Origin of the sequence: Pradoshia eiseniae, assembly GCF_002946355.1 — a bacterium.
Classification (GTDB): Bacteria; Bacillota; Bacilli; order Bacillales; family Pradoshiaceae; genus Pradoshia; species Pradoshia eiseniae.
In genome coordinates, this window is the sequence record NZ_PKOZ01000001.1 from 148537 (window position 1) to 175144 (window position 26608).

Genomic DNA, 26608 nt, shown 5'->3' on the forward strand with positions numbered 1-26608 from the left:
ATAGTCAAAGTCAAGGTTTGCTTGACTTTGGCTTTTTTTAACGTCTTATCCATTTGCTGTTTATATTGCAACGCATGTTTATCAAGTGGTACAATATTTTTTATGTGAAACGACGGATATTAAAAGAATCAGGAGTGTGAGGAATGAGCAAACGGGATTATTATGAGGTGCTTGGGGTTGGCAAAAATGCCTCGAAGGATGAATTGAAGAAAGCGTATCGTCGCCTTTCCAAACAATATCACCCTGACATTAATAAAGAAGCAGATGCAGCGGATAAGTTCAAAGAGGTCAAGGAAGCTTATGAAGTCTTAAGCGATGACCAGAAGAGAGCCCGCTATGACCAATTCGGCCATGAGGATCCAACTCAAGGATTCGGTGGAGCTGGCGGTGCCGGCTTCGAAGGCTTTGGCGGTTTTGAGGATATTTTCAATACATTCTTTGGCGGAGGCGGCGGCCGTCGCCGCGATCCGAATGCACCGCGTCAAGGGGATGACCTTCAATACACGATGACTTTGTCGTTTGAAGAAGCGTGCTTTGGAACGGAGACTACGATTGAAATTCCGAGAGATGAAGAGTGTGATACATGTAAGGGAACTGGCGCTAAGCCGGGAACATCCCCAGAGACATGCTCGCATTGTCATGGCACTGGCCAGCTGAATGTGGAGCAAAATACACCATTTGGCCGGATTGTAAACCGCCGTGTATGTCAGCACTGCAGCGGTACAGGGAAGATCATTAAGAATAAATGCGCAACCTGTCATGGAAAAGGTACGGTCAGAAAACGCAATAAGATCCAAATCAAGGTTCCGGCTGGCGTGGATGATGGTCAGCAATTACGTGTACCTGGCAAAGGGGAGCCTGGTGTTAATGGCGGCCCTGCCGGAGACTTATTTGTCGTATTCCAAATTAAACCTCACGAGTTTTTCGAGCGTGATGGGGATGATATTTATTGTGAAATGCCAATTACGTTTGCACAGGCAGCTCTCGGGGATGAGATTGAAGTTCCGACCATCCATGGGAAAGTGAAACTGAAGGTTCCTGCAGGCACGCAAACAGGCACACGTTTCCGATTGAAAGGCAAGGGTGTGCAGAATGTAAGGGGCTATGGCCAAGGTGACCAGCATATCCGCATTTTAGTCGTAACACCGACAAAGCTTTCTGATAAGCAAAAGGAACTGATCAGGGAGTTTGCGGAAATCAGCGGCCAAGGTCAGCTGGACGAACATGAGGAAGGTTTCTTCTCAAAAGTAAAACGAGCATTTAAAGGTGAATAAACAGGTAGGAGTTGGTAGATGATGAAGTGGTCCGAATTATGTATTCATACAACAAATGAAGCAGTCGAACCAATATCGAATATATTGCATGAGGCTGGAGCAAGCGGTGTGGTGATTGAAGATCCGCTTGAACTTGTCCGTGAGAGGGAGAATGTATTCGGCGAAATCTATCAGCTCGACCCTAATGACTTCCCGGATGAGGGCGTCATTGTTAAGGCGTACTTGCCGGTTAATAGTTTCCTTGGAGAAACCGTTGATGGAATCAAAGAATTGATCAATAACCTTGTTGAGTATGATATTGACCTAGGCGTGAATAAAGTGACAATTAGTGAAGTGAATGAGGAAGAATGGGCGACAGCGTGGAAGAAGTATTATCACCCAGTGAAGATCTCTGAACAAATCACGATTGTCCCAACATGGGAAGAGTATACACCTGTCAGCAGTGATGAGAAAATTATCGAGCTTGACCCAGGGATGGCGTTTGGAACAGGTACGCATCCTACGACAATTCTATGCATCCAGGCACTTGAAAAACGGGTCAAGCCTGGCATGCGCATCATCGATGTGGGTACTGGCTCAGGTGTTTTGACGATTGCTGCAGCTAAATATGGGGCAGAGGAAATCCTTGCGCTTGACTTGGATGAAGTCGCTGTAAATAGTGCCAAGATCAATTGCAAACTGAACAAAGTTCATGATAAAGTGACGATTAAGCAAAATGACCTGTTAAAGGGCGTGGAATTTGAAGCTGATATCATTGTCGCCAACATTCTTGCTGAGGTCATTGTCCGCTTCACTGATGATGTAGCGCGCCTGCTTAAGTCTGGCGGACTCTTCATTTCTTCCGGAATCATTAAACAGAAAAGAGCGGAAGTTGAAGAGGCGATCGTGAAATCAGGATTGGTCATAGATGAAGTCGTGACCATGGAGGACTGGGTGTCCATTACAGCACGAAAGCAATAAGCTGGAACGGAAATTAAGATAAGTAAGGAAGAAGGATGCGAGGCCATGCAGAGATATTTTATTCAAGAAATGATCGATGAAGATACCGTAACAGTCTCAGGAGATGACTTTCACCATATGACCCGAGTAATGCGGATGGAGACAGGAGACCGTTTCTACGGGGTGGTTAACACCAAGACCGCACTTATCGAAATCGATGATATCCTCGAACAAACTCTTCGTGGCCGAATCGTTGACTGGGTGGATGAAACGAAGGAATTGCCTATTCAAGTGAGCATCGCGAACGGCTTGCCTAAAGGGGATAAATTAGAGTGGGTCATTCAAAAAGGGACAGAGCTTGGTGCCCATGCGTTTATCCCTTTTATGGCAACTCGTTCCATCGTAAAATGGGATGCAAAAAAAGCCGCCAAAAAAACAGAACGGCTGCGCAAGATTGCGAAAGAGGCGGCGGAGCAATCGCATCGCACCGTTATCCCGCAAATTGATGACCCGGTCACATTCAATCGCTTGCTTCAGCTGGCCGAAGATTATGATCATAAGCTTGTAGCTTATGAAGAGGAGGCCAAGCAAGGAGAAAGCTTGCGGCTAGTCGAGACCTTAAAGGAAATCAAGCAGGGTGAGAAGCTTTTAATCGTCTTTGGGCCCGAAGGTGGTTTGGACGAGAAAGAGATTGAAGGACTGATAGCTCAAGGCTTTAGAACATGCAGTCTAGGACCGCGTATTCTCCGGACGGAGACAGCGCCAATGTATGCCTTATCAGCGATATCTTATCAATTAGAATTAGTGAGGTGAAGGAAATGGCAACCGTAGCGTTCCATACATTAGGATGTAAAGTGAATCATTATGAAACAGAAGCGATATGGCAGCTGTTTCAGGCATCAGGATATGATCGAGTAGATTTTGAACAAGTAGCAGATGTCTATATTATTAATACATGTACAGTCACAAATACCGGCGATAAGAAAAGCCGTCAAATCATCCGGAGAGCAGTCCGTAAAAATCCGGATGCTGTTATCTGCGTAACAGGCTGTTACGCTCAAACTTCTCCAGCGGAAATTATGGCTATTCCGGGTGTGGATATTGTTGTAGGAACACAGGACCGCGGGAAGCTTTTAGACTATATTGATACCTTCCGAAAAGAGCGCCAGCCAATCAATGGCGTCCGCAATATTATGAAGACAAGAGTCTATGAAGAAATGGACGTGCCAGCCTTCACTGACCGTACACGTGCATCATTGAAAATCCAGGAAGGATGCAATAACTTCTGCACCTTCTGCATCATTCCGTGGGCACGTGGTCTCCTGCGCTCACGTGACCCGCAGGAAGTCGTTCATCAAGCCCAGCAGCTTGTAGATGCCGGATACAAGGAAATTGTCCTGACAGGCATTCATACAGGCGGCTATGGAGAAGACTTGAAGGATTATAATCTCGCCATGCTTCTTAAGGATTTGGATGAGAAAGTGAACGGATTGAAACGTATCCGGATTTCCTCCATTGAAGCTTCGCAAATCTCAGATGAGGTCATTGAAGTATTGCGGAAATCTGACAAGGTTGTCCCTCACTTGCACATCCCGATTCAATCAGCCTCCAATACAGTGCTGAAGAGAATGCGACGCAAGTATTCAACGGAATTCTACGCTGAGCGTGTAGCACGCTTGAGAGAGGCATTGCCTAACCTTGCAATCACATCAGACGTAATCGTTGGCTTCCCGGGGGAAACAGAGGAAGAATTCATGGAAACCTATAACTTCATCAAGGAACAGCGTTTCTCTGAGCTTCACGTCTTCCCATATTCAAAACGGACTGGTACGCCAGCTGCACGTATGGAGGACCAAATCGATGAGGATGTGAAGAATGACCGCGTCCATCGTTTGATTGCTCTTTCTGATCAATTGGCGAAAGAGTTTGCCTCTAAGTATGAGAATGAGGTTCTCGAAGTTATTCCTGAAGACCGCTTCGAAGAAGGAGAAGGCTTATACCAAGGTTATTCGGATAATTACCTGAAGGTTGTCTTCCCGGCTACAGAGGAAATGGTCGGCCAAATCGTCAAGGTGAAAATTACGAAAGCCGGCTATCCATACAGTGAAGGGCAATTCGTCCGCGTCCTCGACGACCAAGTCCAAGCAGTCGCACAATAAAATGTGAGAGCCTAAGGTTTCATCGTGAGCCTTAGGCTCTTTTTGATGACCAACTGGATGGGCTAGCCTGTAAAAAACCATAAAACAAAAGAGGTCGCTTCCTGCGACTGATATGTCTAGTCTGCGGACTTTCCCATTAGCCGATGAAGCCTCGTGATGCATGAGAATGGGCACATTTCGTCAGCTGTTTACAATGCAGGAAGAAAGCGAGAAAACCAAGCTTTAAAATTGGAATAATTAGTTGACCTAAGATACCTGATATATTATAATTTTAAGGTACATGGTTTCCTTCAACATGAGGAAATTAGAGTTGTTGTGCTCGGAGGGAGGGAAAGAGATGTCTAAAACAGTCGTTAAGAAAAACGAATCGCTTGAAGATGCTCTTCGACGCTTCAAACGCACAGTTTCCAAGCAAGGTACTATGCAGGAAGTAAGAAAGCGCGAATTCTATGAAAAACCTAGTGTTAAACGTAAGAAAAAGTCTGAAGCTGCGAGAAAACGCAAGTACTAAAAAGAGGTGCCTTTAATGAGTCTTGTTGAGCGTTTAAACAGCGATATGAAACAAGCTATGAAAGACAAAGATAAAGACAAGCTCTCCGTTATCCGAATGATGAAGGCTTCTCTTCAGAATGAAGGGATTAAGCTTGGCAAACAAGAATTATCCGAGGATGAAGAGTTGACCGTGCTTTCACGTGAGTTAAAGCAACGAAAAGATTCCCTTCAAGAATTTGATAAAGCAGGGCGCCAGGACTTAACCGATAAGCTTCAAGCTGAAATTGCTGTTGTAGAAAGCTATATGCCGAAACAATTAAGCGAGGAAGAGTTGGATGCGCTTGTCGCAGAGGCGATCGCCCAAACAAATGCCACTTCTAAGGCTGATATGGGGAAAGTAATGTCCGCTATTATGCCGAAGGTGAAGGGCAAAGCTGATGGATCTTTAGTTAATAAACTGGTACTGCAACATCTTACAAAATAAGACATATAAAACCCGTGAATCAATTGATTTACGGGTTTTTTATTTATTTTTAGGAAAAAAGAGATAAATCCAGAAGATTATTGAAACTAATAAGGTTTTTGCCCGTATAATGAGATATAAGGAAAAATGGAAGGAGGGAGAGACATATTGCGAAAACGTTGGTGGTCGCTCTTTTTTATTGCCGCCTTTTGCTTGAGCTTCATAAGCGGACCGGATGTGAGTTCGGGTAATGCTGAGAAGGTCTACATCGTTCCTATACATAATGAAGTAGAGAAAGGATTGGCCAACTTCTTGAGCCGCGCTATCGAGACGGCTGAAGAGGGTGGAGCTGAGGCAATCATTTTTGATATTAATACACCAGGCGGCGCTGTTGATGCAGCAGATAGAATCGGGCAAATCTTCACGGAAACGGACATCAAGACAGTGGCGTTCGTGGATAATCGTGCATTATCGGCTGGGGCCTTCATTTCTTTGAATGCTGATGAAATATACATGGTACCGGGAGCGACGATGGGGGCAGCGGCAGTTATTACCTCTGATGGGAATGCTGCGAATGAGAAGGCTCAATCTTACTGGCTGGCCAATATGGAGAAAGCGGCAGAGTCCAGCGGACGTGATCCATCCTTTGCTAAGGCGATGGCAGAAACTGATATAGACCTTCCGTCTGAATATGACTCCTGGGAAGGAAAGCTATTGACCTTAACGGCTTCTCAGGCTGGCAAAGTCGGCTATAGTGAAGGGACTGTCGAAAATGAGGATGCCCTTCTGGCAGAACTCGGGCTGCAAGACGCAGAAAAGGTCATGTTTGAGGAGACCTTTGCCGATAAGATAGCACGCTTCTTGACAAACCCTTATATTATCCCGATTCTATTAACAATCGGGACAATTGGGCTGATTGTGGAGCTGTTTTCCCCGGGGTTTGGTTTGCCTGGGGTTGCCGGGATTTCCGCCTTGCTGCTGTTTTTCTTTGGGCATCTTGTATCTGGTCTTGCCGGCTATGAAACCTTAATCCTGTTTATCGTCGGGATTGGCTTGATTCTGCTTGAGTTTTTTATACCGGGAGGAATCATTGGCATAGTGGGCTTTATAGCAATCATTGCAAGTCTATTTCTTGCATCGGGGGATGTGGAACTTATGGCAAAATCCATTTTTATTGCACTGCTTGCGGCCTTCTTGGTTGCCGTTATTCTTATTAAATTCTTCGGAAAGAGATTTACGGCATTTGATAGGCTGGTGCTCTTTGATTCAACCAGCACTGAGAAAGGCTATATTTCCAATGTGAATAGGGTTGAACTTATCGGCAAGGAAGGTGTTTTGCTGACTGCCTTGAGACCTGCGGGCACTGCCTTGGTCGATGGAGAAAGAGTTGATGTAGTAAGTGAAGGCAGCTTTATTAACAAGGGAACCGCAGTGAAGATTGTGAAAGTAGAAGGTTCCCGTGTGGTTGTTCGTCAGCTGGACGAAAAGAATGAATGAATGAATATAGATTGAAGGGAGAAATAAAACTATGGTATTTACTGGTGGAACTGTCGCAGCCTTACTAGGTGTCGCGCTGATTATCATCGTTCTGGCCGTCTTATTTACATTCGTGCCAGTCATGCTCTGGATCTCCGCAATTGCGGCAGGAGTTCGCGTGAGTATTTTTACATTAATTGGAATGAGGCTTCGCCGAGTGGCGCCGAGCCGTGTCATCAACCCATTAATCAAGGCATCTAAAGCCGGATTAAACGTAACAACGAATCAGCTAGAGAGCCATTACTTGGCTGGAGGAAATGTAGACCGTGTTGTTAATGCGTTAATTGCTGCTCATCGAGCGAATATTGACCTGACCTTTGAGCGTTGTGCTGCGATTGACCTTGCAGGCCGTGACGTGCTTGAGGCTGTTCAAATGAGCGTAAACCCTAAAGTAATCGAAACACCGTTCATTGCCGGTGTGGCATTAAACGGGATTGAAGTCAAAGCAAAGGCAAGGATTACCGTCCGTGCGAATATCGAACGTCTTGTCGGGGGTGCCGGGGAAGATACCGTCATTGCGAGGGTCGGTGAAGGTGTTATCTCGACAATCGGTTCCAGTGAAAGTCATACGACCGTTCTTGAGAATCCGGAAAGAATCTCTCAAACCGTCTTAAGTAAAGGGCTAGATGCAGGAACAGCCTTTGAAATTCTGTCCATTGATATCGCAGACGTGGACATCGGCAAAAACATCGGTGCTGAGCTTCAAACAGAACAAGCTGAAGCAGATAAGAAAATTGCCCAAGCGAAAGCGGAAGAACGCCGCGCGATGGCGATTGCCCAAGAGCAAGAGATGAAGGCCAAAGTAGAAGAAATGAAAGCCAAGGTTGTGGAATCTGAGGCTGAGGTTCCGCTTGCAATGGCTCATGCCTTTAAAGCGGGCAATATGGGAATTATGGATTACATGAACTATCAAAACCTTGCATCTGATACGAAGATGAGAGAGTCAATTGGTAACATGAATCAAGATCAAACCAATCAGGAAGACGAGTAATAAGATCCCTTAACCGGGTATCCTGGAAAAGGAGGTTCTATCCGTGATATTAGGGGCTATTTGGGATAATCCTATACTGATTTTCATCATTATTAGCTTGATCAGCTGGTTTTTCGGAAAAGATAAGACGGCTGGTCAGCAAGGGCCTAAGCCTGCTCCCCAGCCGGTTGAATCTGATCGAGAGGTCAGTGAAAGCAGGGTAGAAAGGCCAACCATCCAAAGGGCTAACACAGATGATGATATCCGCCGCAAAATCCAGGAAAGGGAACGCCAGCTGCAAAAGAAGCTGAGCCGGGCACCTGAGCTGGAGAGAGAAGCAAGCACATTAGCGCAATCCATTAAAGAGCAGTATGAACGTCAAAAGGCTAAGCTTGCAGGGGCTGAGGTAAAAGAGAAGAGGCATGAATCTAAGCCTGAGCCAGTTGTTTCTGTACCTGTACAAATGGTGAAGAACACGGTTTCTAAAGACATATTGTCTAAGAAGAGTAAAGAACCTTCAGGCAGTGCGAGGGCTCGCGTGAACCTGCAGGGTGCTGACCTAAGGCAAGCCGTGATAATGTCAGAAATTCTAGGGCCTCCCCGTTCAAAAAGAAGGCATATCAGATAATTTGCAAAAGAACCTTCCGAGGTATTCGGAGGGTTCTTTTTTGCGGATGGGGCTGCTTTTAATTCTTTACTTGCCAAGCTTTAATTGTCATGTAAGCCGCTGGCGGCGAATAGATTATAAGGAGAGAACTCCTGAGCTTTGTGGGCATCTGTTTCGGTTTAACCCGCTCATTAAGCCATTATACGTTCATCCAGATAACGGAGAAAGGGGGCTCTTTATGGCCCGAGCATGGGGGAATCGCTTAAAGAGGTGGGTTACTGCCACCATGGATCTGCCTGAAGATATCATGATGGACCTGCCGCGCATTACGATGGTTGGCCAACTTCATATATACATAGAGAATCACAAGGGGCTGCTGGCTTTTTCAGACAAGGAATTACGATTAATGCTTAAGAACGGACAACTTCTGGTCAAGGGTGAAGACTTCGTCCTGAAGACTATCCTGCCAGAGGAAATCCTGCTTGAAGGAAAGATTGAAAGTGTCTTATTTCTTGAAGAGTAGCAAGGGGAGGTACTCGAATGAAAAATCATTGGACGAATCATTTGAGCGGATATGTGAAGGTTCAAGTGAGAGGGCGAGGGGCTGCGAGGTTCATTAACCGGCTTCTCGAGCAAAAGGTGCTTGTTTGGGATGTTAAAAACATGGGGACCGAAACGGTTGTTTTTTATATGAAATTGGAGGAAGTGCAAACATTAAGAGTTGCAGCGAGAAAAAGCGAATGCAAGGTAACCTTTCTTGAAAGGAAGGGCGCACCGTTTTTTGCAAAGAAATTAATGAAATACAGCGGTTTGCTTGTCGGCCTGTTCTTGTTTTGTACGTTGATATTTATTCTCTCCAATGTGGTGTGGGGAATAGAAATAAAGGGAGCGAGTCCTGCGACAGAGCATGAGGTACGAAAAGCGCTTGAAGACATGGATATTAAGGTCGGAAAACTGCAATTCGGACTTGATCAGATGGAGGATATCCAGAAGGAACTAAGTGAGCGTGTCCCTGCTATCACATGGATTGGCGTTCAGCTGAAGGGGACAACCTTTGAATTTCAGGTGGTTGAGAAAAAGCAGCCGAAAGAAGAGTCGGCTCAATCCTATATGAACCTGATTGCGGCCAAAAACGCCACGATCATTCAGCCGATGGTTGAAAGGGGACAAGGATTGGTTGAAAAAAACCAATATGTTCAAAAAGGAGATGTATTAGTCAGTGGCTTCATCGGCAGGGAGGATAATAAAAAATTTGTTGGAGCTAAAGGGAAGATAATGGCGGAAACATGGTATAAAACAGCTGTCACAGTACCGCTTAAAACGAATTTATTTGTCTTTAATGGTGACTCTAAAACTAAACATACCGTAAAGTTCTGGGATTTTGAAGTGCCAGTATGGGGATTTGGGAATCCTGAGTTCCCGGAATTTGAAGTCGAAGAAGATACTAAGACATTTCGCTTTTTGGGCTGGAAGATACCTGTTTCTGTTCATAAAAAACAGTATTTAAGCAAGGAAAAGGCGGTCAGAGTCTATACAGAAGAAGAAGCAGCTGTTCAAGCGGAAAAGATGGCCAGGCAGGATGTATTGAAGCTCGCTCCGGACGATGCGACCATAATTGCAGAAAAAATTTTGCACAAGCGAGTTGACAATGGTAAAGTTAAAATGACTATACATTATCAAGTTTTAGAAAATATTGCAATCGGACAACCGATGATTCAAGGAGACTAAGGAATGTCAGATCAAGCAAAACTTATGAATTTACAATTAGCGTCACCAAATGAAGCGGCAGAGTTGTTTGGTGTCAATGACAGCAATCTCAAGCTTCTAGAAAGTGAGCTCTCTGTCAATATTATCTCCCGCGGTGAAACCATTAGTATCGCCGGGAATGAGGAGAACCTCGAAAGCGCAGATGAGATCTTGCACGCCCTATTGGCGATTGTCCGCAAAGGGATAAAGGTAGGTCCGCGTGAAGTCGCGTATGCCATTAATTTGGCCGAGAATGGAACGCTTGAATATTTTGCGGATTTATATAATGAAGAGATTACGAAGAATGCGAAAGGGAAATCCATCCGAGTCAAGACACTTGGTCAGAAGGAATATCTTTCAGCTATCAGGGGCAAAGATCTTGTCTTTGGTATTGGGCCAGCTGGAACCGGTAAAACATACCTGGCTGTTGTTATGGCCGTTCTTGCGCTAAAGAATGGGGAAGTGAAGCGAATCATCCTGACCCGCCCGGCAGTGGAAGCGGGAGAAAGTCTTGGATTCCTGCCGGGAGATTTGAAGGAAAAGGTCGATCCTTATCTGCGTCCGTTATATGACGCCCTTCATGATGTATTAGGAACTGAGCAGACAGCAAGGCTGATAGAACGCGGTACGATAGAAATTGCCCCATTAGCTTATATGCGAGGAAGAACCCTTGATGACGCCTTCGTCATTCTTGATGAAGCTCAGAATACCACACAGGCTCAGATGAAGATGTTCTTGACCAGACTTGGCTTTGGTTCGAAATTGGTGATCACCGGAGATACCTCTCAAATCGATTTGCCGAAAGGAATTCAATCAGGTTTGAAGGCAGCTGAAAACATTTTAAAAAATGTTTCGGGCATTTCCTTTATCCATCTCGACCAAACAGATGTCGTGAGGCACCCGCTTGTGGCCAAGATTATTCATGCCTATGAGAAATATGAAACAAAATAATCATAATCCTCTAGGAAAAAGAGCCCCAGCATAACTGTGGCTTTTTTTCTTTTTTTAGCCTGATATAGAAAACAGGGTGAAACGCTTGCTAAAAACTGATATTATAACATCAAGTGTTCGATTTTATACATAGAAATCTTCCGTCCGAAGGAGGAAAGTGCGTGAATTGGCTGAATAAAACTGTTCATTCCATAGAAAGCTGGAAACATAACCGAATCCTCCAAGCAACCCTCTTATTCTTATTAGCTGTGCTTTCTTATAGTTTGATATTTAGCAGTGTGCAGCCTGAAAAGCTTGATGTTCAGCAATTCAGTGTGGCAGAGACAACTATTCGTTCTCCAAAGACTGTTGAAGATCCTGTAGAGACTGCAGAAAAGAAAAAGAAAGCGGTCAGTAGTGTTGAAGATGTATATACCCCGAATGAGGAATATGTCAAAAAAAGGGTGAAAATTGTTGAAGATATCTTCACCAGTGCGGAAGATGTTGTCGCAGCTGGCTTGAAGAATGAGGAAGCAGGGGATGGGGAAGAGGCAGAGGTTCTCAATGACCCGAAGAAACATTTGGAGAATTTGCGTTCCCGGCTATCAAGCACAATAAATAAGGATATATCAGATGAGACCTTGCTTTATTTGCTTGGGTCCTCAAAGGCAGATTTGGCGCTGGCTAAGGATATAACGAAGACGAGTGTCAATGATATGATGAAGGCAGGCATACGGGCAAATGAGGTCGAAAATGCCAAGAAGAAAGTAGAAGAACAAATCAAGTATAATAGTCTTTCTACGGCAAATTTACGCTCTGCAGCCATTGATATCGGCAGATACGCAATCATCCAAAACATCTTCTTTGATTCGTCTGCGACCGAAACGGCCAGGGAGAAGGCGGAAGAGGATGTGGAGCCTGTCCGGATTCTTCAAGGACAGATTATCGTAGAGGAAGGTTACTTAATTGATGCGGAGGTATATAGGCAATTAAAGCTTGTCGGGCTGCTGGAAAGCGAGGAGTCATTCCTCCCGTATTTAGGGCTTGGCTCCATTTTGATTTTGACTTTCGGGGGAATCTATCTCTTATTCCGCAAGGTCGAAACACCTGATCATGTCAGGGATAATATCTTTATCTTTGCTTTTGTGTATGTAATTGGGATCACCCTAATGAAAATTATCCATATTACAGCTAAACTGAGTGACGAAACTTTAGCGTACCTATTTCCTTCTGCGATGGCTGTCATGCTTATCACGATTTTAATGAGGGAACGGTATGCAGCAGGGATTGGCATTTTGCTTTCTGTCATAGGAAGTATTATGTTCAAGGATGGCTTATCTGGCAGTATCCAGGGCAGCTTTGCGCTGTATTTGTTAATCAGCGGGCTGGTGGGCATTCTGTTGTTAAGACAGCACCATGAACGCTCGAGCATCTTAAGAGCCGGTCTTTTGAACGCATTCATCAATTTAGTGCTCATCACAGGACTGTATTGGATTAATGGGACGGATATCCCTTATGTTTGGATGGCGATTGTGGCGATTTCCTCAGGAATCATTTCTGCAATCAGTACAATCGGGCTGCTGCCTTTCTTTGAGAGCAGTTTTGGCATTTTCTCTTCCATGAAGATGATTGAGCTGTCGAATCCGAACCATCCATTGCTGCGAAAAATATTAATGGAGGCTCCTGGCACCTATCATCATAGCGTGATGGTCGCTAATCTCGCTGAAGGTGCTTGTGAGGCGGTTGGTGCTAATGGTTTGCTTGCCCGGGTGGGATGCTATTATCATGATATAGGTAAAACAAAGCGCCCGGCTTATTTTATCGAGAATCAAACAAATATCGAAAACCCGCATGATCGTTTGTCGCCAGAAAAAAGCGCGAAAATCATTTTGGCTCATGCAACAGATGGAGCCCAGATGGCCCGCAAGCATAAGATGCCTAAAGAAATCATCGATATCATTGAACAGCATCATGGGACGACCCTTTTGAAGTATTTTTATCATAAGGCGAAGGAAGAGGGGCTTGCTCCTGAGGAGAAGGATTACAGGTATAAAGGGCCCAAGCCGAAAACGAAGGAGGCGGCAATTATTTCGATTGCTGACAGCGTGGAGGCTGCAGTCCGCTCGTTGAAAAAACCGACACAGAGTTCAATTGAAAAATTGGTTAAATCCATCATTGTGGATAAATTGAATGACGGACAATTTAATGAATGTGATATAACGCTCAAAGAGCTGGAAAAGGTGAATGTATCACTATGTGAAACGCTAGCGGGCATTTTTCATAATCGGATTGAATATCCAACATTGGATGATAAAGAATAAAGAAGGTGAAAGATTTGATTTTAACAATAGATGTTATGGATGAGACGGACAGAGTGACCGATGAACAGCGGAAACTTGTTGAAGACTTGCTTCAATATACGGCAAAGCAGGAGCGGGTAAAAGAAGGAAGTGAAGTGTCCGTCACCTTTGTAGATAACAGCCGAATTCAAGAAATTAATAAGGAATATCGTCAAAAGGATGCAGCAACAGATGTCATTTCCTTTGCAATGGAAGAGATGGGAGAAGGAGAGGTTGAGATCATTGGTTCTGATGAACCAGCTCTTTTAGGCGATATCATTATCTCCATTGACCGTATGGAGGAGCAAGCAGCAGAGTACGGTCATTCGAATGCTCGTGAGCTTGGGTTCCTTGCGGTTCATGGCTTCCTTCATTTGCTAGGTTATGACCATATGAATGAAGAGGATGAGAAGGTCATGTTCACAAGGCAAAGGGAGCTGTTAGACAGCTATGGTCTTACGAGATAACCCTTCCGGTCTAAAACGATTTTTCCGTGGCTTTGTGTATGCTTGGTCAGGAATCAGGTATGGGTTTAGGAATGAATGTAATTTCAGATTCCATACTATTGCAGCTGTCATTGTTTGTTTTTGTGGAGGTTATTTTGGAATCACGAAGGTAGAATGGTTATTCGTGCTGACGGCGATTGGGGGCATGCTTGCCCTGGAATTAATCAATACTGCCATTGAGAAAGCTGTAGATTTAGTTTCGATTGAAGAAAACCCGCTAGCCAAGGCTGCAAAAGATACAGCGGCAGGAGCGGTCCTGGTCTATGCGATATACTCAGTGTTGATTGGGCTAATCATTTTCTTGCCGAAATTCATGCAACGATTTATGTAAACTATAGGAGGCGTATTATGCAAAAAGAAAAATTGATAGAAGAAGCTAAAAAAGCAAGGGAGAAAGCTTATATTCCATATTCACGCTTTGGGGTTGGAGCGGCTTTGCTTGGAGAAGACGGAAAGATTTATCATGGATGTAATATTGAAAACGCGGCTTATTCCATGTGTAACTGTGCAGAGAGAACAGCGTTATTCTCAGCTATTGCTCAAGGTGTAACGAAATTCACTACTTTGGCTGTCGTGGCTGATACAGATCGTCCAGTATCGCCATGCGGTGCTTGCCGTCAGGTTATCTCTGAGTTATGTGACCAAGATATGCCTGTCATCTTAACAAACTTAAAGGGTGATATCCTTGAGTTAACTGTCAAAGAACTATTGCCTGGGGCATTCTCACCGGAGGATTTACATGAGTAAGCAAGCTAATACAACATATAAATCAGGCTTTGTATCCATCATTGGAAGGCCGAATGTTGGGAAATCCACGTTCATTAATCACGTTATCGGGCAGAAGATTGCCATCATGAGTGATAAGCCGCAGACAACGAGAAACAAAGTGCAGGGTGTTCTGACAGCAAATGACAGTCAAATTGTCTTTATTGATACCCCTGGGATCCATAAGCCAAAGCATAAACTAGGTGATTTTATGATGAAGGTTGCCTCCAATGCCCTTCAGGAAGTGGATGTCATCCTTTTCATGGTCAATGCAGAGGAAGGGTTTGGCCGCGGCGAAGAATTTATCATTGAGAAATTAGGTTCATACAAGACACCGGTATTTTTGGTCATCAACAAGATTGATCAAATCCATCCAGATGAGCTCTTCAGCATCATCGATACGTATAAGGAAAAATATGATTTCGCCGAAATCGTTCCTATCTCAGCGCTTGAGGGAAACAATATCGAAACATTGTTGAACCAAATCAAAGCCTATTTGCCTGAAGGACCGCAGTATTATCCGGCTGACCAGATCACCGATCATCCGGAACGGTTTATCATCTCTGAAATGATAAGGGAAAAGGCACTCCATTTAACAAGGGAGGAAGTACCTCATTCGATTGCGGTCGTCATTGATAAGATTGAGCGTAAGGGCAAAGCGGAAACCGTCCATATCATGGCGACAATCATTGTTGAACGGGATTCCCAAAAAGGGATCATTATTGGCAAGAGAGGTGTCATGCTGAAGGAAATCGGACAGCGCGCCCGTGCAGATATCGAGAATCTGCTTGGCTCTAAGGTATTTCTTGAACTTTGGGTAAAGGTGCAGAAGGATTGGAGAAACAAGGCTTCTCATTTACGGGATATTGGATTCCGTGAAGATGAGTATTGAAGAAACTAGGGCGTGTAAGTTCATCTGCTCTAGTAAGAGAGAAGCCCAAAAACGGGCTTACATTATTCGGCAATAAGGGAAATGGGAAACTAGCCAATTTTTTGACTACATGATTTTCTGGCCGGTTGGTGAAGCTAATGACAGGTAAGATAAACAACAGTTCTATCAACGAAAGGTGGAATAAGTATGATTGAATTTACCTGGAATGTGTTTAGACAAACCGGAAGCGTGGATACTTATCTTCTTTTAAAGGAACTTGAAAGACAAAGTGATGCTAACCAGCCAGTCATGCAAGAGGAAAATGAAGAGTTAAACATTCCCCTCGTATAAGGGTGATCTTGCCGTCATATTGGAGTTGAGTGGCTTGCTGGCTAAATGCGAAGGCATTGTAATTCGCACAACCGATTATGGTGAAACGAACAAAATCATTACGTTATATACAAAAGAATTTGGCAAGGTTGGAGTGATGGCGAGAGGAGCTAAAAAGCCTAATAGCCGCTTTTCCGCTGTCACCCAGTTATTTCATTTTGGCCATTATCTCTTTCTCTCAGGCAGAGGGTTGGGGCAGTTGCAGCAAGGGGAGACACTTGAATCCTTTCGTTCGATCCGTGAGGATATTTTTCTGACAGCCTATGCCTCCTACATAGCAGAGCTCCTTGATAAAGGAACGGAAGAGAGAAAGCCGCATGAGGCTTTATTTAACTTGTTTTATCAATCGCTCCATTACCTTGATGAGGAATACGATCCTGAAATTATCGTGAATATCTTTGAGATGAAGATGCTCAGTGTCTTTGGGTTCGCCCCAGAGCTTAATCGATGCGTCAATTGCGGAGCACAGGACGGGTCATTCTCTTTTTCCATTCGGGAAGGCGGGCTGCTTTGTCATCGGTGCGAGGGAATTGATCCGTACCGGATGGCAATATCACCCGCCGTAGCGAGAATTTTGCGAGTCCTTTATTATTTGAATCTAGACAGGCTTGGCACAATTTCCATTAAGGAAGCGACGAAGAAAGAAATCAGGCTAGTCCTTGACGCTTATTATGACGAATACCTAGGTATTGAGCTGAAGACAAAACGCTTTTTGAGGCAGATGGGCAAGATGAAGGATCAGCTGTAATGAAAACTTCTTCACTAGGTGTATTGACAATACAAGGGTAAATTGGATAGAATGTGAGATACATTAATATGTAGTTACCGTGAAGGAAAGTAGTATTTGGACGAAGGTATGATTAGCGAGTTCGGGGATGGTGCAAGCCGAATGATATCTTGCCAAAGAAGGCAGTCTGGAGTAACGCATTTGAAAGCGGCCAAGTATTCTTGGCAAATAGGGTGGAACCGCGGGTAAACTCTCGTCCCTATGCATCATGCATAGGGTCGGGAGTTTTTTTATATTGAAATAAAAGGAGAGAGCGAATATGACCAAAACAATGGATCAAATTGTATCACATGCGAAACATAGAGGATTTATCTTCCCAGGTTCTGAGATTTATGGCGGTCTGGCCAACACATGGGATTATGGCCCGCTTGGCGTGGAGCTTAAGAATAATATTAAGAAGGCGTGGTGGAAGAAATTCATTCAGGAATCTCCGTACAATGTCGGACTAGATTCTGCCATCCTTATGAATCCGCGTACATGGGAGGCTTCCGGACATATCGGGAACTTTAATGATCCAATGATTGACTGTAAGAAATGTAAAGCTCGTCATCGTGCTGATAAGCTTATTGAGGAAGCTATGCAGGAAAAGGGCCAAGAAATCATCGTTGATGGCCTTCCGTTTGAGAAAATGCAGGAATTAATCGTTGAGAATAATATCGCTTGTCCTGATTGCGGCAGTAAGGATTTCACGGAAATCCGTCAATTCAACCTTATGTTTAAAACATTCCAAGGAGTGACGGAATCAAGCACAAACGAAATTTTCCTTCGTCCGGAAACAGCACAAGGTATTTTTGTGAACTTCAAGAATGTTCAACGGACCATGCGCAAGAAACTTCCATTTGGTATTGCCCAAATCGGTAAAAGCTTCCGTAACGAAATCACACCTGGTAACTTTACGTTCCGTACCCGTGAATTTGAGCAAATGGAGCTAGAATTCTTCTGTAAGCCAGGAACTGAACTAGAATGGTTTGACTATTGGAAGAATTTCGCGGAGAAATGGCTACTTTCATTGGGCATGAAGGCAGAAAACTTCAGACTTCGTGACCATGAAGAAGAAGAGCTTTCTCACTACAGTAACGCAACAACAGACTTTGAATACAAATTCCCGTTCGGCTGGGGTGAACTATGGGGCATTGCTTCTCGCACAGACTTTGACCTGAAACGCCATATGGAATACTCCGGAGAGGATTTCCACTATCTTGATCAGGAAACGAATGAAAAATATGTGCCATACTGCATCGAGCCATCTTTAGGCGCAGACCGCGTAACACTCGCTTACTTGATTGATGCTTATGAGGAAGAGCAGCTTGAAGACGGCACAAGCCGTACCGTGATGCACCTGCACCCTGCGCTTGCTCCATATAAAGCGGCTATCCTTCCGTTATCGAAGAAGCTATCTGAGGGGGCAAAGGAAGTGTTTGCTAACCTTGCGCAAGACTTTATGGTCGACTATGATGAGGCAGGCTCTATTGGCAAGCGTTACCGCCGTCATGATGAGATTGGCACACCATTCTGTATCACCTATGACTTCGATTCGGTAGAAGATAAGATGGTCACTGTCCGCGACCGTGATACAATGGAGCAAACAAGAGTAAGCATTGAAGAATTACCTGCTTTCTTGAACAGCAAAATGAAATTTTAATGAATGGCCAAGATAAGATGTTGAACATATGCCGTAAATAGCCTTAGGCTCCCGAAGCCCCTTCTAACAGATGGGGATTCAGGCATACATGCTCAACACTGCCTAAAGAAAAAAGCCCGCCCATAGAAGAATTGTTCGAATGTGTTCATTCTTTTTTGGGTAGGCTTATTTTAAGTTTAGGATGATTAATTACACTTCATGAATAAATAGTATATAATATATACTAAAGAACAGTGAAGTGTTATGGCACTTTAGGGTGGTGAGTACAATAGAATTAACAAAAAGACAGGAACATATATTGCAGATCGTAAAGGATAATGGTCCCATTACTGGTGAACATATTGCCGATCAATTAAATTTGACCCGTGCAACATTGCGTCCAGACTTAGCAATCCTCACAATGGCTGGATATTTAGATGCCAGGCCAAGAGTAGGCTATTTTTATACAGGAAAAACGGAAACACAGCTTTTGGCAGATAACTTGAAGAAGCTACTTGTCGGGGATTATCAGTCTATTCCGGTCGTCGTAGGTGAAGGTATGACGGTCTATGACGCAATTTGCACCATGTTTCTTGAGGACGTCGGTACGTTATTTGTCGTCGATAAAGAGTCCCTGCTCGTAGGTGTATTGTCACGTAAGGACTTATTGCGTGCTAGCCTCGGTAAGCAGGACTTAACTACTATTCCTGTGCACATCATTATGACGCGTATGCCAAATATCACGGTGTGTACTAAAGAAGATTATCTGATAGATGTTGCCGAGAAGCTCATTGAGAAACAAATTGACGCTTTACCGGTCGTGAAACAGATTGATAAGGGGTTTGAAGTGGTCGGACGAATAACAAAAACGAATATAGCCAAGGCTTTCGTTGCCTTAGCCAGTGAATAATGGGTAAGGGCGGCAGCAGCCCGGTAATGCATGGAGGATGCTTATGGAACAGTCTATGATTTATGTTGTTTCAGATTCAGTTGGAGAAACAGCTGACTTAGTAACAAAAGCAGCCGTCAGTCAATTCAGCGGTGAGAACATTATCTTGAAGCGCATTCCATTCGTGGAGGATGTTTCAACCATTGATGAGGTGCTGAGTCTGGCAGAAATCAATAATGGCGTGATTGCTTATACATTAGTGAAGCCGGAAATCCGCTCATATATGAAAGAAAGGGCAGCCAAGATGAATGTCGTAGCTTATGACATTATCGGCCCCTTGATTGATATTCTTGAGCAAAAATACGGAACAAGCGCATTAAATAAGCCAGGTCTTGTCCGCAAATTGGATGAGAATTATTTCAAAAGAGTAGAAGCAATTGAATTTGCCGTAAAATATGACGACGGCAGGGACCCAAAAGGCATCCTGAAGGCTGATGTCATCTTAATCGGGGTATCTAGAACATCCAAGACACCATTGTCTCAGTTTCTTGCCCATAAACGGGTCAAGGTAGCCAATGTGCCATTGGTACCTGAGGTGGAACCGCCAGAGGAGTTATTTGATATCGATCCGAAGAAGTGCATCGGACTGAGGATAAGTGCTGATAAGCTTAACCATATCAGGAAGGAACGCCTAAAATCATTGGGGCTTAATGATAATGCTGTTTATGCGAACATGGAGCGGATTCATGAAGAACTTGATTATTTTGACAGGATTGTGAATCGGCTGAATTGCCCAGTGGTCGACGTTACGAATAAAGCGGTTGAAGAAACGGCAAACATCATTATCGATATCATTAGCAAACGAAACTAAAAGAGCATGCGAAAGCATGTTTTTTTACTTCATTTTGTGGTATCAATTACCATGTAATAAAAGGGTGGAAATTTAAAGCGATTTGTTCTATAATAAAAAATTGTGATAAAATATCCTGCTTTAGGTTTAGACTTATTTATAAAGGAATAAACTAGAATAAGCATCGTATATAAAAAAGTCAAGGAATCCTGAGGAAAATTATTCGACATTCGGACAAACTGTCCTTAAAAAAGAAGGATTAAGATGAGAGATGTAGAAATACAAAAGAAGAGTCATTTAACGATTTACGTAGATGCGGACGCTTGCCCAGTGAAGACCGAGGTTCAACAAGTATGTGAGCCTTATGATGTGGACATCAAATTTGTGGCAGCTTATACAAATACAACCGATCGTTATCCCGGTGTTACTTGGATATGGGTTGAGCCAGGTCGGGATTCTGCAGACTTTTATATATTAAATCATGTAAGGAAAGGTGATATCGTTATCACCGAGGATTTAGGGCTGGCGGCTGGTTGCCTGGCTAAGCATGCTCATGTGATAACCTCGAGAGGAAAAGAGATCAAGGATAGCGAAATTGATCAATTTCTTGAAACGAGGCATTTGCATGCTAAGGCAAGAAGGGCTGGCAGGTATGAAAAGGGTCCCAAAAAGATAAAGATGATTGATAAATCCGCTTTCATGAAAACACTAAAAAAAATATTGTCGAAAATTGAAGGATTTTAGCAACTGATATAGAATTACAATATTCAGACCCATAATGAAATAGGTGTTAAACAATTGAAAAATCAGTTAATCCCAGAAGATACCGTGAATGAGATTCGCAGTAAGAATGACATTGTTGATGTGGTTGGCGAATATGTCCAGCTGAAGAAGCAAGGCCGAAACTATTTTGGTCTATGCCCATTTCACAATGAAAACAGCCCATCCTTCTCCGTTGCACCGGATAAACAAATCTTTCATTGCTTCGGATGCGGAGCTGGCGGAAATGTTTTTACCTTTTTAATGGATATAGAAGGATATTCCTTCGCTGAAGCTGCAAGAAGCCTCGCAGAAAGGGTTAACATACCTTTAGAGATTAATGTGAATGAATCCTCTGAAGGACAAAAACAAAAGCATGCGCTCAATGATATGTATGAAGCTCATGACCTTTTAAGGAAATTCTACCATCATTTGCTTGTAAACACAAAGCAAGGTCAGGAAGCGCTGGAATATTTACTTCAAAGAGGTTTCACAATGGAATCTATTGAAAAGTTTCAGTTAGGTTATTCATTAGATTCTTGGGATTATGTGCATAATTTCCTAAAGAAAAGGGATTTCTCCATTGAACGGATGGAGAGTGCCGGCTTACTTGTCAGAAGAGAAAACGGCGAGAATTACTTCGACCGCTTCAGGAACCGAATCATGTTTCCGATCTTCGACAGACAAGGGAAAACGATCGCCTTCTCAGGACGTGCACTTGTCAAAGGGGATGAACCAAAATATTTAAACAGTCCTGAAACTCCCCTGTTTAATAAAAGTAAAGTCGTTTATAATTATCATCTTGCGCGCCCCTTTATTCGTAAGAAAGGGGCGGCGGTCTTGTTTGAAGGGTTTGCGGATTGTATTTCTGCTGATCGGGCATTAGTGCATAATGGAATCGCAACGATGGGTACCGCACTGACGGAACAGCATATCCAGCTATTAAAGCGGAGCACAGATACTATTATCATCTGCTATGATTCGGATGCCCCTGGAATTGAGGCGGCGAATAAAACAGCTGATATGATTCGTGACCATGGCATGCATGTCAAGATCGCCCTTATGCCAAATGGATATGATCCCGATGACTATATCAAGGAGTTTGGAGAGGAAAAGTTCCAAACCGATATAATAGGGGCAGCCCATACGTATATCTCTTTCAAGATGATTTATCATAAGAGAGGCAAAAACTTTGCAAATGAAGGCGATAAGATGGATTATATTGAAAGCGTCCTTCGAGAAACAGCAAAGATAGACAGTGAAGTGGAAAGGGAATTCTACTTAAGACAAATTGCGGCAGAATTTACGCTTTCACTGGAATCCTTGCTTAATCAGCAGAGCAAAGTGGGTAAACATAAGAAAGTGGCGCCTAAACAAGCACAGGCTGCTTCTTTTCAAGCGATGCCATCCCCAAGAAGAAAAGGGATGAAGCCTGCTCATCTAAAAGCAGAGGAGACTTTACTGGCTCTAATGCTTCATGACAGGGAAATGGCCTATCGCATCCAAAAAATGCTCGACGGAATGGAAATGAACCATGACGACCACCAGGCGATTATTACTTATTTATTTGCGTTTTATGAGGAAGGTCATGAAGCAGATGCGAGTCTTTTCCTTCACTTCCTTCCGGATGCGAATTTAAGGAAGATTGTCACCGAGATTGAAATGATGGATTTCCATCACGAGCCGAGCGAACAGGAATTACTGGATTACGTTAACCAAATTATTAAATATAAACAGTTAATGGTTATTAAAGAAAAAAAAGCGGAACAACTTGAGGCTGAAAAGCGATTGGATTTTATCCGGGCAGCTGAATTAGGGAAAGAGTTGATAGCGCTAAGAAATTCTTTATGACGGAAGTAAAAGAAGTGGATTGAGAAGGAGGGGAACAAATGGCTGAAAAGTCAGCACGTTCCAAAGAAAAAGCAGTAGACATCACAGATATGACATTGGACCAGACAAAAGAATTTGTTACAGAGCTTGGTAAGAAAAGAGGCCAGCTAACATATGAAGACATAGCTGAGCGACTTTCCAGTTTTGTGCTTGATTCTGAGCAAATGGATGAATTTTATGAATACCTTGGTGAGCAAGGTGTTGATATAGTGAGCGAAGCTGATGCAGATGATGAGAATCCTGATACACAGGAACTCGAAAAAGAAGAAGAATTTGACCTGAATGACTTAAGCGTTCCTCCAGGTGTCAAAATCAATGATCCGGTGCGTATGTATCTTAAAGAAATCGGGCGTGTAGACCTCCTTTCCGCTGAGGAAGAAATTCTTCTTGCCGAACGTATCGAAGAAGGTGACGAAGAAGCTAAACGCCGTCTTGCTGAAGCAAACCTCCGTCTCGTTGTCAGCATCGCAAAACGTTATGTCGGACGCGGGATGCTGTTCCTTGATTTGATACAAGAAGGAAATATGGGTCTTATCAAAGCAGTTGAGAAATTTGATTACCGCAAAGGCTTTAAGTTCAGTACGTATGCTACATGGTGGATTCGTCAGGCAATTACACGTGCAATTGCGGACCAGGCTAGAACCATTCGTATCCCTGTTCATATGGTTGAAACCATCAACAAACTTATTCGTGTTCAACGCCAATTATTGCAGGATTTAGGACGAGAACCGTCTCCTGAAGAAATTGCCGAAGAAATGGACTTAACGCCTGAGAAGGTGCGTGAAATCTTGAAGATTGCTCAAGAGCCGGTCTCACTTGAAACGCCAATTGGGGAAGAAGATGATTCACATCTTGGCGATTTCATTGAAGACCAAGATGCCACGTCTCCTTCAGATCATGCGGCCTATGAACTCTTGAAAGAACAATTGGAAGATGTCCTTGACACACTCACAGATCGTGAAGAAAATGTACTTCGCTTACGCTTCGGTCTTGATGACGGCAGAACGCGCACACTTGAAGAAGTTGGTAAGGTATTCGGTGTAACACGCGAGCGTATCAGACAAATTGAAGCTAAGGCGCTGCGCAAGTTACGTCACCCAAGCCGCAGCAAACGTTTAAAGGATTTCTTAGAATAGAATATAACATATATTGTCAATGTGATGGAAGCCCGCTTGAAATTTTAGCGGGCTTTTTTCAATTTTGGAGCATGCATAGTCAGAATCGTCATATTTATGCCTTAGACGTTAGATTGATGCTCTGCATGTAAACACCCTCAAAGTTGATTTTGAAGCCTATACAGGCAAGGTAATGTCCTTATAGAAGGCATACACTGATAGTCATCCTCATGAGTTATATGCGAGGTGGAGCAGTCAGCTAGAAATCGTAAAATTTTTCATAAATTTCACCTTTTACTTTTCCAAAAATGGTTTTTAAAGTAAAATAGGGATTGGTATTGTAAACTATTGTCATATGCAGCCGCATAGGGGAGGGGAGCTAATATATGAAAAACAATGCAGTTATGCCATATATCGTCATTATGGTTCTTGGTCTAACACTCGTCTTTTTCCTGTCAATCAAAGGCATAGGGGATGCAGATAAGATGGCAAAGGAAAAAGAGGGAAATGAAAAAACGGAAGAAACAGCTAGCAATGATAAGCCAGAGGATATTTATAAAAATCAATGCTTGAGCTGTCACGGGGGTAATTACGAAGGCGGAGCCGGTCCTAAGTTAGTCGGAGTAAAGGACAAGGAACTGATCAAAGATCGTATTGTCAATGGTAAAGGCATCATGCCTGGAGGACTCGTGCCAGAGGACAAGGTTGATGAAATGGTTGAATTTATCGCTGGCCTGGAATAAGTGTATATTCAAAAAAAGAAGAGGCATCCGCTGGGTGCCTCTTCTTTATTGAATGCTTTTTAGCTGAACATATCCTGACGCGTAAAGACGACGAAGGCGACGCATAAGGCGGCAATTCCCCAGATGGCAAGAATCATGATGGAGAAGTCGAGGGACAAGCCTTCAACCATTGGTAAATTTCCGGATAAGTAGTCCGTTAAATCAAGGTTAACACTGAAAATATACTTGGCGCCTGCCCATGCGCTCGCAAATCCTTTTAAAATGGCTCCGGCAATCAGGGCAGCAAACATGATGCCCATCCCGATAGAAGTGTTACGCACGAGCACAGATACCATAAAACTAATGGTTCCAGTAATTACCCCGACGAACCAGGCAAGTCCAGCAATCATTAGGATATACTGCCATTGAGGAACTAGTTTGATGGATTCGGTCACTAACGCGCCATTTTCAATGGCAAATCCGGTTGCGACTGGGATTTTTAACCCGTCAAAGTGAAAGAACATACCCGCGAGCAAATAGGACATGATCAAGACCAAAAGGATAATGAGAGAAACGGAGAGCAAGAGGGTAACATACTTGCTCAAGAGAATCTTCCATCTCTTTATGGGGCGTGTGAGGAGAATTTTGATGGTGCCGTCACTCCGTTCCCCACTGACGAGATCGATGGCAATAATCATAACAAGGAGCGGGATGAACATTGCAATTCCCTCACTCAAGAATTCACGCACAAAGGTAGGAGCCCCGGGTGAATTTGGATTAATATCATGGTCAAGATAATATTGCTGCTGATCAATCATGATTGTAAGCTGATTTTTCCACTCCTCAGGGATTCCGCTGCTTTGGAGCCTGTTCTGACTATCTATGATGCTTTGCTGGAGAACGATTCGCCAATCATTCGTGCCAAGCCGCTTCTCGCGCTGCTTCATCTGTGCATCTTGTGCATAAATGAAGATAGGGATGAGGACAAGAAGGATGAGAATGATGGCCGCAAGCCGCTTTTTCTTGTATAGCTTCTCCATTTCGTTTAGGAGAAGCCTCGAGAATTCCATCATGCTTGTTCCTCCTTCGTTAAATCCATAAATAATTCCTCTAGGGTAAGCGGCTTTTCGTTTACGGAATGGACTTCTATGCCGTTTTCAACCAGCAATCGGGTACACTGGCTGACAGTGGCCGGATCAACTGTGCAGAAAATACGGTCTTCTTTAATGGCTGCTTCATGGACCTCTTCCATACTTTCAAGGAGGGAGAAGGCTTCGTTCAAAGGGGTTGCTTTCCATTCCACGCGATCGCTCGAAGTTCCGATAAGCTCGCTGACCTCAGCTATAGTGATCATCTTTCCTTTATTGATAATAGCCACACGGTCACACATAAGCTGGATTTCACTTAAGAGATGACTGGAGATGAAAACGCTGATCTGACTCTCCTGAACAAGATTTCTGACGAAGGTTCGCAATTCTCTTATGCCAGAAGGATCAAGGCCATTCGTTGGCTCATCAAGTATTAATAAGTTTGGGTTTCCGAGGAGAGCCTGTGCAATTCCGAGCCGTTGCTTCATGCCGAGAGAGTAGGTTTTGACTTTCTCGTGGATGCGCATATCCAGTTTGACTTGTTTGACGGTTTCTTGAATTCGTTCTTCTGGGATTCCGCCAAGCATGCGTGAAAATTGTCTCAAATTCTCCCAGCCGGTTAAATACCCATACAATTCTGGGTTCTCAACGATAGAGCCGACTTGCCGCATCGCTTGCTTGAAGGATGTTTGCACATTATGTCCGCCTAAGGTGATTTTCCCGCTGCTCGGCTTGATTAGACCGACTAGCATGCGGATTGTCGTCGTTTTTCCAGCTCCGTTTGGTCCGAGAAAGCCGAAAATTTCACCGGGTTGGACTGAAAAGCTCACATCATCCACTAACTTTTTCCCTTTCACAAGCTTTGTAAGATGCTCCACTTTCAAAACAGATTCCATGCCT

Annotated in this window: 28 protein-coding genes; 26 read left to right on the forward strand and 2 right to left on the reverse strand. The window is 43.7% G+C overall.

Going from position 1 to position 26608, the window contains the following annotated elements:
• The first annotated feature begins 143 nt into the window (after nucleotides 1–143).
• The 26 genes from dnaJ (at nucleotide 144) to cccA (ending at nucleotide 24641) form a co-directional block, all read left to right on the forward strand.
• A complete protein-coding gene (dnaJ, locus tag CYL18_RS00715; protein ID WP_104847555.1) occupies nucleotides 144–1274 on the forward strand; it encodes a molecular chaperone DnaJ in 1131 nt (376 codons plus the stop codon).
• Nucleotides 1275–1295: 21 nt separating this feature from the next.
• Nucleotides 1296–2234 carry a 50S ribosomal protein L11 methyltransferase gene (gene prmA / locus CYL18_RS00720; RefSeq protein ID WP_104848308.1) on the forward strand — a complete coding sequence of 313 codons (939 nt, stop codon included), beginning with the start codon at nucleotides 1296–1298 and terminating at the stop codon, nucleotides 2232–2234.
• Nucleotides 2235–2279: 45 nt separating this feature from the next.
• Nucleotides 2280–3026, forward strand: coding sequence for a 16S rRNA (uracil(1498)-N(3))-methyltransferase (locus CYL18_RS00725; RefSeq protein ID WP_104847556.1), 747 nt, complete (start codon nucleotides 2280–2282; stop codon nucleotides 3024–3026).
• A gap of 5 nt (nucleotides 3027–3031) precedes the next feature.
• Complete coding sequence (gene mtaB / locus CYL18_RS00730; protein ID WP_104847557.1) at nucleotides 3032–4372, forward strand: tRNA (N(6)-L-threonylcarbamoyladenosine(37)-C(2))-methylthiotransferase MtaB; 1341 nt, start codon at nucleotides 3032–3034, stop codon at nucleotides 4370–4372.
• A 337-nt stretch (nucleotides 4373–4709) separates the two neighbouring features.
• Nucleotides 4710–4883: a 30S ribosomal protein S21 gene (rpsU, locus tag CYL18_RS00735; RefSeq protein WP_049670095.1), complete on the forward strand. Its 174-nt coding sequence runs from the start codon at nucleotides 4710–4712 to the stop codon at nucleotides 4881–4883.
• Between the two features lie 15 nt (nucleotides 4884–4898).
• Nucleotides 4899–5348, forward strand: coding sequence for a GatB/YqeY domain-containing protein (locus CYL18_RS00740; protein WP_104847558.1), 450 nt, complete (start codon nucleotides 4899–4901; stop codon nucleotides 5346–5348).
• Between the two features lie 147 nt (nucleotides 5349–5495).
• Nucleotides 5496–6824 (forward strand): NfeD family protein, encoded by a 1329-nt coding sequence (locus tag CYL18_RS00745; protein ID WP_236636176.1) that lies wholly within the window; start codon nucleotides 5496–5498, stop codon nucleotides 6822–6824.
• Nucleotides 6825–6855: 31 nt separating this feature from the next.
• The gene (gene floA, locus CYL18_RS00750; protein ID WP_104847560.1) at nucleotides 6856–7854 is read left to right on the forward strand and encodes a flotillin-like protein FloA; all 999 of its coding nucleotides are present in this window, start codon (nucleotides 6856–6858) and stop codon (nucleotides 7852–7854) included.
• Between the two features lie 43 nt (nucleotides 7855–7897).
• Complete coding sequence (locus tag CYL18_RS00755) at nucleotides 7898–8461, forward strand: hypothetical protein (RefSeq protein WP_104847561.1); 564 nt, start codon at nucleotides 7898–7900, stop codon at nucleotides 8459–8461.
• A 217-nt stretch (nucleotides 8462–8678) separates the two neighbouring features.
• Nucleotides 8679–8963 (forward strand): sporulation protein YqfC, encoded by a 285-nt coding sequence (gene yqfC, locus CYL18_RS00760; protein WP_104847562.1) that lies wholly within the window; start codon nucleotides 8679–8681, stop codon nucleotides 8961–8963.
• A 17-nt stretch (nucleotides 8964–8980) separates the two neighbouring features.
• On the forward strand, nucleotides 8981–10168 hold the full coding sequence (yqfD, locus tag CYL18_RS00765; RefSeq protein WP_104847563.1) for a sporulation protein YqfD: 1188 nt from the start codon (nucleotides 8981–8983) through the stop codon (nucleotides 10166–10168).
• A gap of 3 nt (nucleotides 10169–10171) precedes the next feature.
• Nucleotides 10172–11137: a PhoH family protein gene (locus CYL18_RS00770; protein WP_104847564.1), complete on the forward strand. Its 966-nt coding sequence runs from the start codon at nucleotides 10172–10174 to the stop codon at nucleotides 11135–11137.
• 161 nt (nucleotides 11138–11298) lie between these two features.
• Nucleotides 11299–13437, forward strand: a complete 2139-nt coding sequence (locus CYL18_RS00775; RefSeq protein ID WP_236636178.1) for an HD family phosphohydrolase — start codon at nucleotides 11299–11301, stop codon at nucleotides 13435–13437.
• Nucleotides 13438–13451: 14 nt separating this feature from the next.
• Nucleotides 13452–13922, forward strand: coding sequence for an rRNA maturation RNase YbeY (gene ybeY, locus CYL18_RS00780; protein ID WP_104847565.1), 471 nt, complete (start codon nucleotides 13452–13454; stop codon nucleotides 13920–13922).
• Nucleotides 13906–14292, forward strand: a complete 387-nt coding sequence (locus CYL18_RS00785; RefSeq protein WP_104847566.1) for a diacylglycerol kinase family protein — start codon at nucleotides 13906–13908, stop codon at nucleotides 14290–14292. The genes ybeY and CYL18_RS00785 overlap by 17 nt, the downstream gene beginning before the upstream one ends.
• Nucleotides 14293–14309: 17 nt before the next feature.
• Nucleotides 14310–14708 carry a cytidine deaminase gene (locus CYL18_RS00790; protein WP_236636181.1) on the forward strand — a complete coding sequence of 133 codons (399 nt, stop codon included), beginning with the start codon at nucleotides 14310–14312 and terminating at the stop codon, nucleotides 14706–14708.
• Complete coding sequence (gene era / locus CYL18_RS00795) at nucleotides 14701–15618, forward strand: GTPase Era (RefSeq protein WP_104847568.1); 918 nt, start codon at nucleotides 14701–14703, stop codon at nucleotides 15616–15618. The genes CYL18_RS00790 and era overlap by 8 nt, the downstream gene beginning before the upstream one ends.
• A 186-nt stretch (nucleotides 15619–15804) precedes the next feature.
• Nucleotides 15805–15948, forward strand: a complete 144-nt coding sequence (locus CYL18_RS00800; protein WP_104847569.1) for a YqzL family protein — start codon at nucleotides 15805–15807, stop codon at nucleotides 15946–15948.
• A 34-nt stretch (nucleotides 15949–15982) separates the two neighbouring features.
• On the forward strand, nucleotides 15983–16735 hold the full coding sequence (gene recO, locus CYL18_RS00805; RefSeq protein WP_104847570.1) for a DNA repair protein RecO: 753 nt from the start codon (nucleotides 15983–15985) through the stop codon (nucleotides 16733–16735).
• A gap of 298 nt (nucleotides 16736–17033) precedes the next feature.
• On the forward strand, nucleotides 17034–18416 hold the full coding sequence (locus CYL18_RS00810; RefSeq protein WP_104847571.1) for a glycine--tRNA ligase: 1383 nt from the start codon (nucleotides 17034–17036) through the stop codon (nucleotides 18414–18416).
• A gap of 259 nt (nucleotides 18417–18675) precedes the next feature.
• The gene (locus tag CYL18_RS00815; RefSeq protein WP_104847572.1) at nucleotides 18676–19305 is read left to right on the forward strand and encodes a helix-turn-helix transcriptional regulator; all 630 of its coding nucleotides are present in this window, start codon (nucleotides 18676–18678) and stop codon (nucleotides 19303–19305) included.
• A gap of 43 nt (nucleotides 19306–19348) precedes the next feature.
• Nucleotides 19349–20155, forward strand: a complete 807-nt coding sequence (locus tag CYL18_RS00820) for a pyruvate, water dikinase regulatory protein (protein WP_104847573.1) — start codon at nucleotides 19349–19351, stop codon at nucleotides 20153–20155.
• A 243-nt stretch (nucleotides 20156–20398) separates the two neighbouring features.
• Nucleotides 20399–20878: a YaiI/YqxD family protein gene (locus tag CYL18_RS00825; protein WP_104847574.1), complete on the forward strand. Its 480-nt coding sequence runs from the start codon at nucleotides 20399–20401 to the stop codon at nucleotides 20876–20878.
• A gap of 54 nt (nucleotides 20879–20932) precedes the next feature.
• A complete protein-coding gene (gene dnaG, locus CYL18_RS00830; protein WP_104847575.1) occupies nucleotides 20933–22744 on the forward strand; it encodes a DNA primase in 1812 nt (603 codons plus the stop codon).
• Nucleotides 22745–22782: 38 nt separating this feature from the next.
• Nucleotides 22783–23919, forward strand: coding sequence for an RNA polymerase sigma factor RpoD (gene rpoD / locus CYL18_RS00835; RefSeq protein WP_104847576.1), 1137 nt, complete (start codon nucleotides 22783–22785; stop codon nucleotides 23917–23919).
• 365 nt (nucleotides 23920–24284) lie between these two features.
• Nucleotides 24285–24641 carry a cytochrome c550 gene (gene cccA / locus CYL18_RS00840; RefSeq protein ID WP_104847577.1) on the forward strand — a complete coding sequence of 119 codons (357 nt, stop codon included), beginning with the start codon at nucleotides 24285–24287 and terminating at the stop codon, nucleotides 24639–24641.
• 59 nt (nucleotides 24642–24700) lie between these two features.
• Here the strand turns inward: cccA and CYL18_RS00845 are convergent, their stop codons facing one another.
• The gene (locus CYL18_RS00845; RefSeq protein WP_104847578.1) at nucleotides 24701–25693 is read right to left on the reverse strand and encodes an ABC transporter permease; all 993 of its coding nucleotides are present in this window, start codon (nucleotides 25691–25693) and stop codon (nucleotides 24701–24703) included.
• Nucleotides 25690–26604, reverse strand: a complete 915-nt coding sequence (locus CYL18_RS00850; protein ID WP_104847579.1) for an ABC transporter ATP-binding protein — start codon at nucleotides 26602–26604, stop codon at nucleotides 25690–25692. The genes CYL18_RS00845 and CYL18_RS00850 overlap by 4 nt, the downstream gene beginning before the upstream one ends.
• Nucleotides 26605–26608: the final 4 nt, after the last annotated feature.

Bases quoted from the DNA above. Each gene is read 5' to 3' on its own strand.
- dnaJ (WP_104847555.1), top strand. From the start codon at position 144: ATGAGCAAACGGGATTATTATGAGGTGCTTGGGGTTGGCAAAAATGCC.
- CYL18_RS00820 (WP_104847573.1), top strand. From the start codon at position 19,349: ATGGAACAGTCTATGATTTATGTTGTTTCAGATTCAGTTGGAGAAACA.
- CYL18_RS00740 (WP_104847558.1), top strand. From the start codon at position 4,899: ATGAGTCTTGTTGAGCGTTTAAACAGCGATATGAAACAAGCTATGAAA.
- CYL18_RS00850 (WP_104847579.1), bottom strand. From the start codon at position 26,604: ATGGAATCTGTTTTGAAAGTGGAGCATCTTACAAAGCTTGTGAAAGGG.
- yqfC (WP_104847562.1), top strand. From the start codon at position 8,679: ATGGCCCGAGCATGGGGGAATCGCTTAAAGAGGTGGGTTACTGCCACC.
- CYL18_RS00785 (WP_104847566.1), top strand. From the start codon at position 13,906: ATGGTCTTACGAGATAACCCTTCCGGTCTAAAACGATTTTTCCGTGGC.
- era (WP_104847568.1), top strand. From the start codon at position 14,701: ATGAGTAAGCAAGCTAATACAACATATAAATCAGGCTTTGTATCCATC.
- cccA (WP_104847577.1), top strand. From the start codon at position 24,285: ATGAAAAACAATGCAGTTATGCCATATATCGTCATTATGGTTCTTGGT.
- mtaB (WP_104847557.1), top strand. From the start codon at position 3,032: ATGGCAACCGTAGCGTTCCATACATTAGGATGTAAAGTGAATCATTAT.
- CYL18_RS00825 (WP_104847574.1), top strand. From the start codon at position 20,399: ATGAGAGATGTAGAAATACAAAAGAAGAGTCATTTAACGATTTACGTA.
- CYL18_RS00790 (WP_236636181.1), top strand. From the start codon at position 14,310: ATGCAAAAAGAAAAATTGATAGAAGAAGCTAAAAAAGCAAGGGAGAAA.
- rpsU (WP_049670095.1), top strand. From the start codon at position 4,710: ATGTCTAAAACAGTCGTTAAGAAAAACGAATCGCTTGAAGATGCTCTT.
- floA (WP_104847560.1), top strand. From the start codon at position 6,856: ATGGTATTTACTGGTGGAACTGTCGCAGCCTTACTAGGTGTCGCGCTG.
- CYL18_RS00725 (WP_104847556.1), top strand. From the start codon at position 2,280: ATGCAGAGATATTTTATTCAAGAAATGATCGATGAAGATACCGTAACA.
- CYL18_RS00810 (WP_104847571.1), top strand. From the start codon at position 17,034: ATGACCAAAACAATGGATCAAATTGTATCACATGCGAAACATAGAGGA.
- CYL18_RS00800 (WP_104847569.1), top strand. From the start codon at position 15,805: ATGATTGAATTTACCTGGAATGTGTTTAGACAAACCGGAAGCGTGGAT.
- prmA (WP_104848308.1), top strand. From the start codon at position 1,296: ATGAAGTGGTCCGAATTATGTATTCATACAACAAATGAAGCAGTCGAA.
- CYL18_RS00845 (WP_104847578.1), bottom strand. From the start codon at position 25,693: ATGATGGAATTCTCGAGGCTTCTCCTAAACGAAATGGAGAAGCTATAC.
- rpoD (WP_104847576.1), top strand. From the start codon at position 22,783: ATGGCTGAAAAGTCAGCACGTTCCAAAGAAAAAGCAGTAGACATCACA.
- CYL18_RS00770 (WP_104847564.1), top strand. From the start codon at position 10,172: ATGTCAGATCAAGCAAAACTTATGAATTTACAATTAGCGTCACCAAAT.
- yqfD (WP_104847563.1), top strand. From the start codon at position 8,981: ATGAAAAATCATTGGACGAATCATTTGAGCGGATATGTGAAGGTTCAA.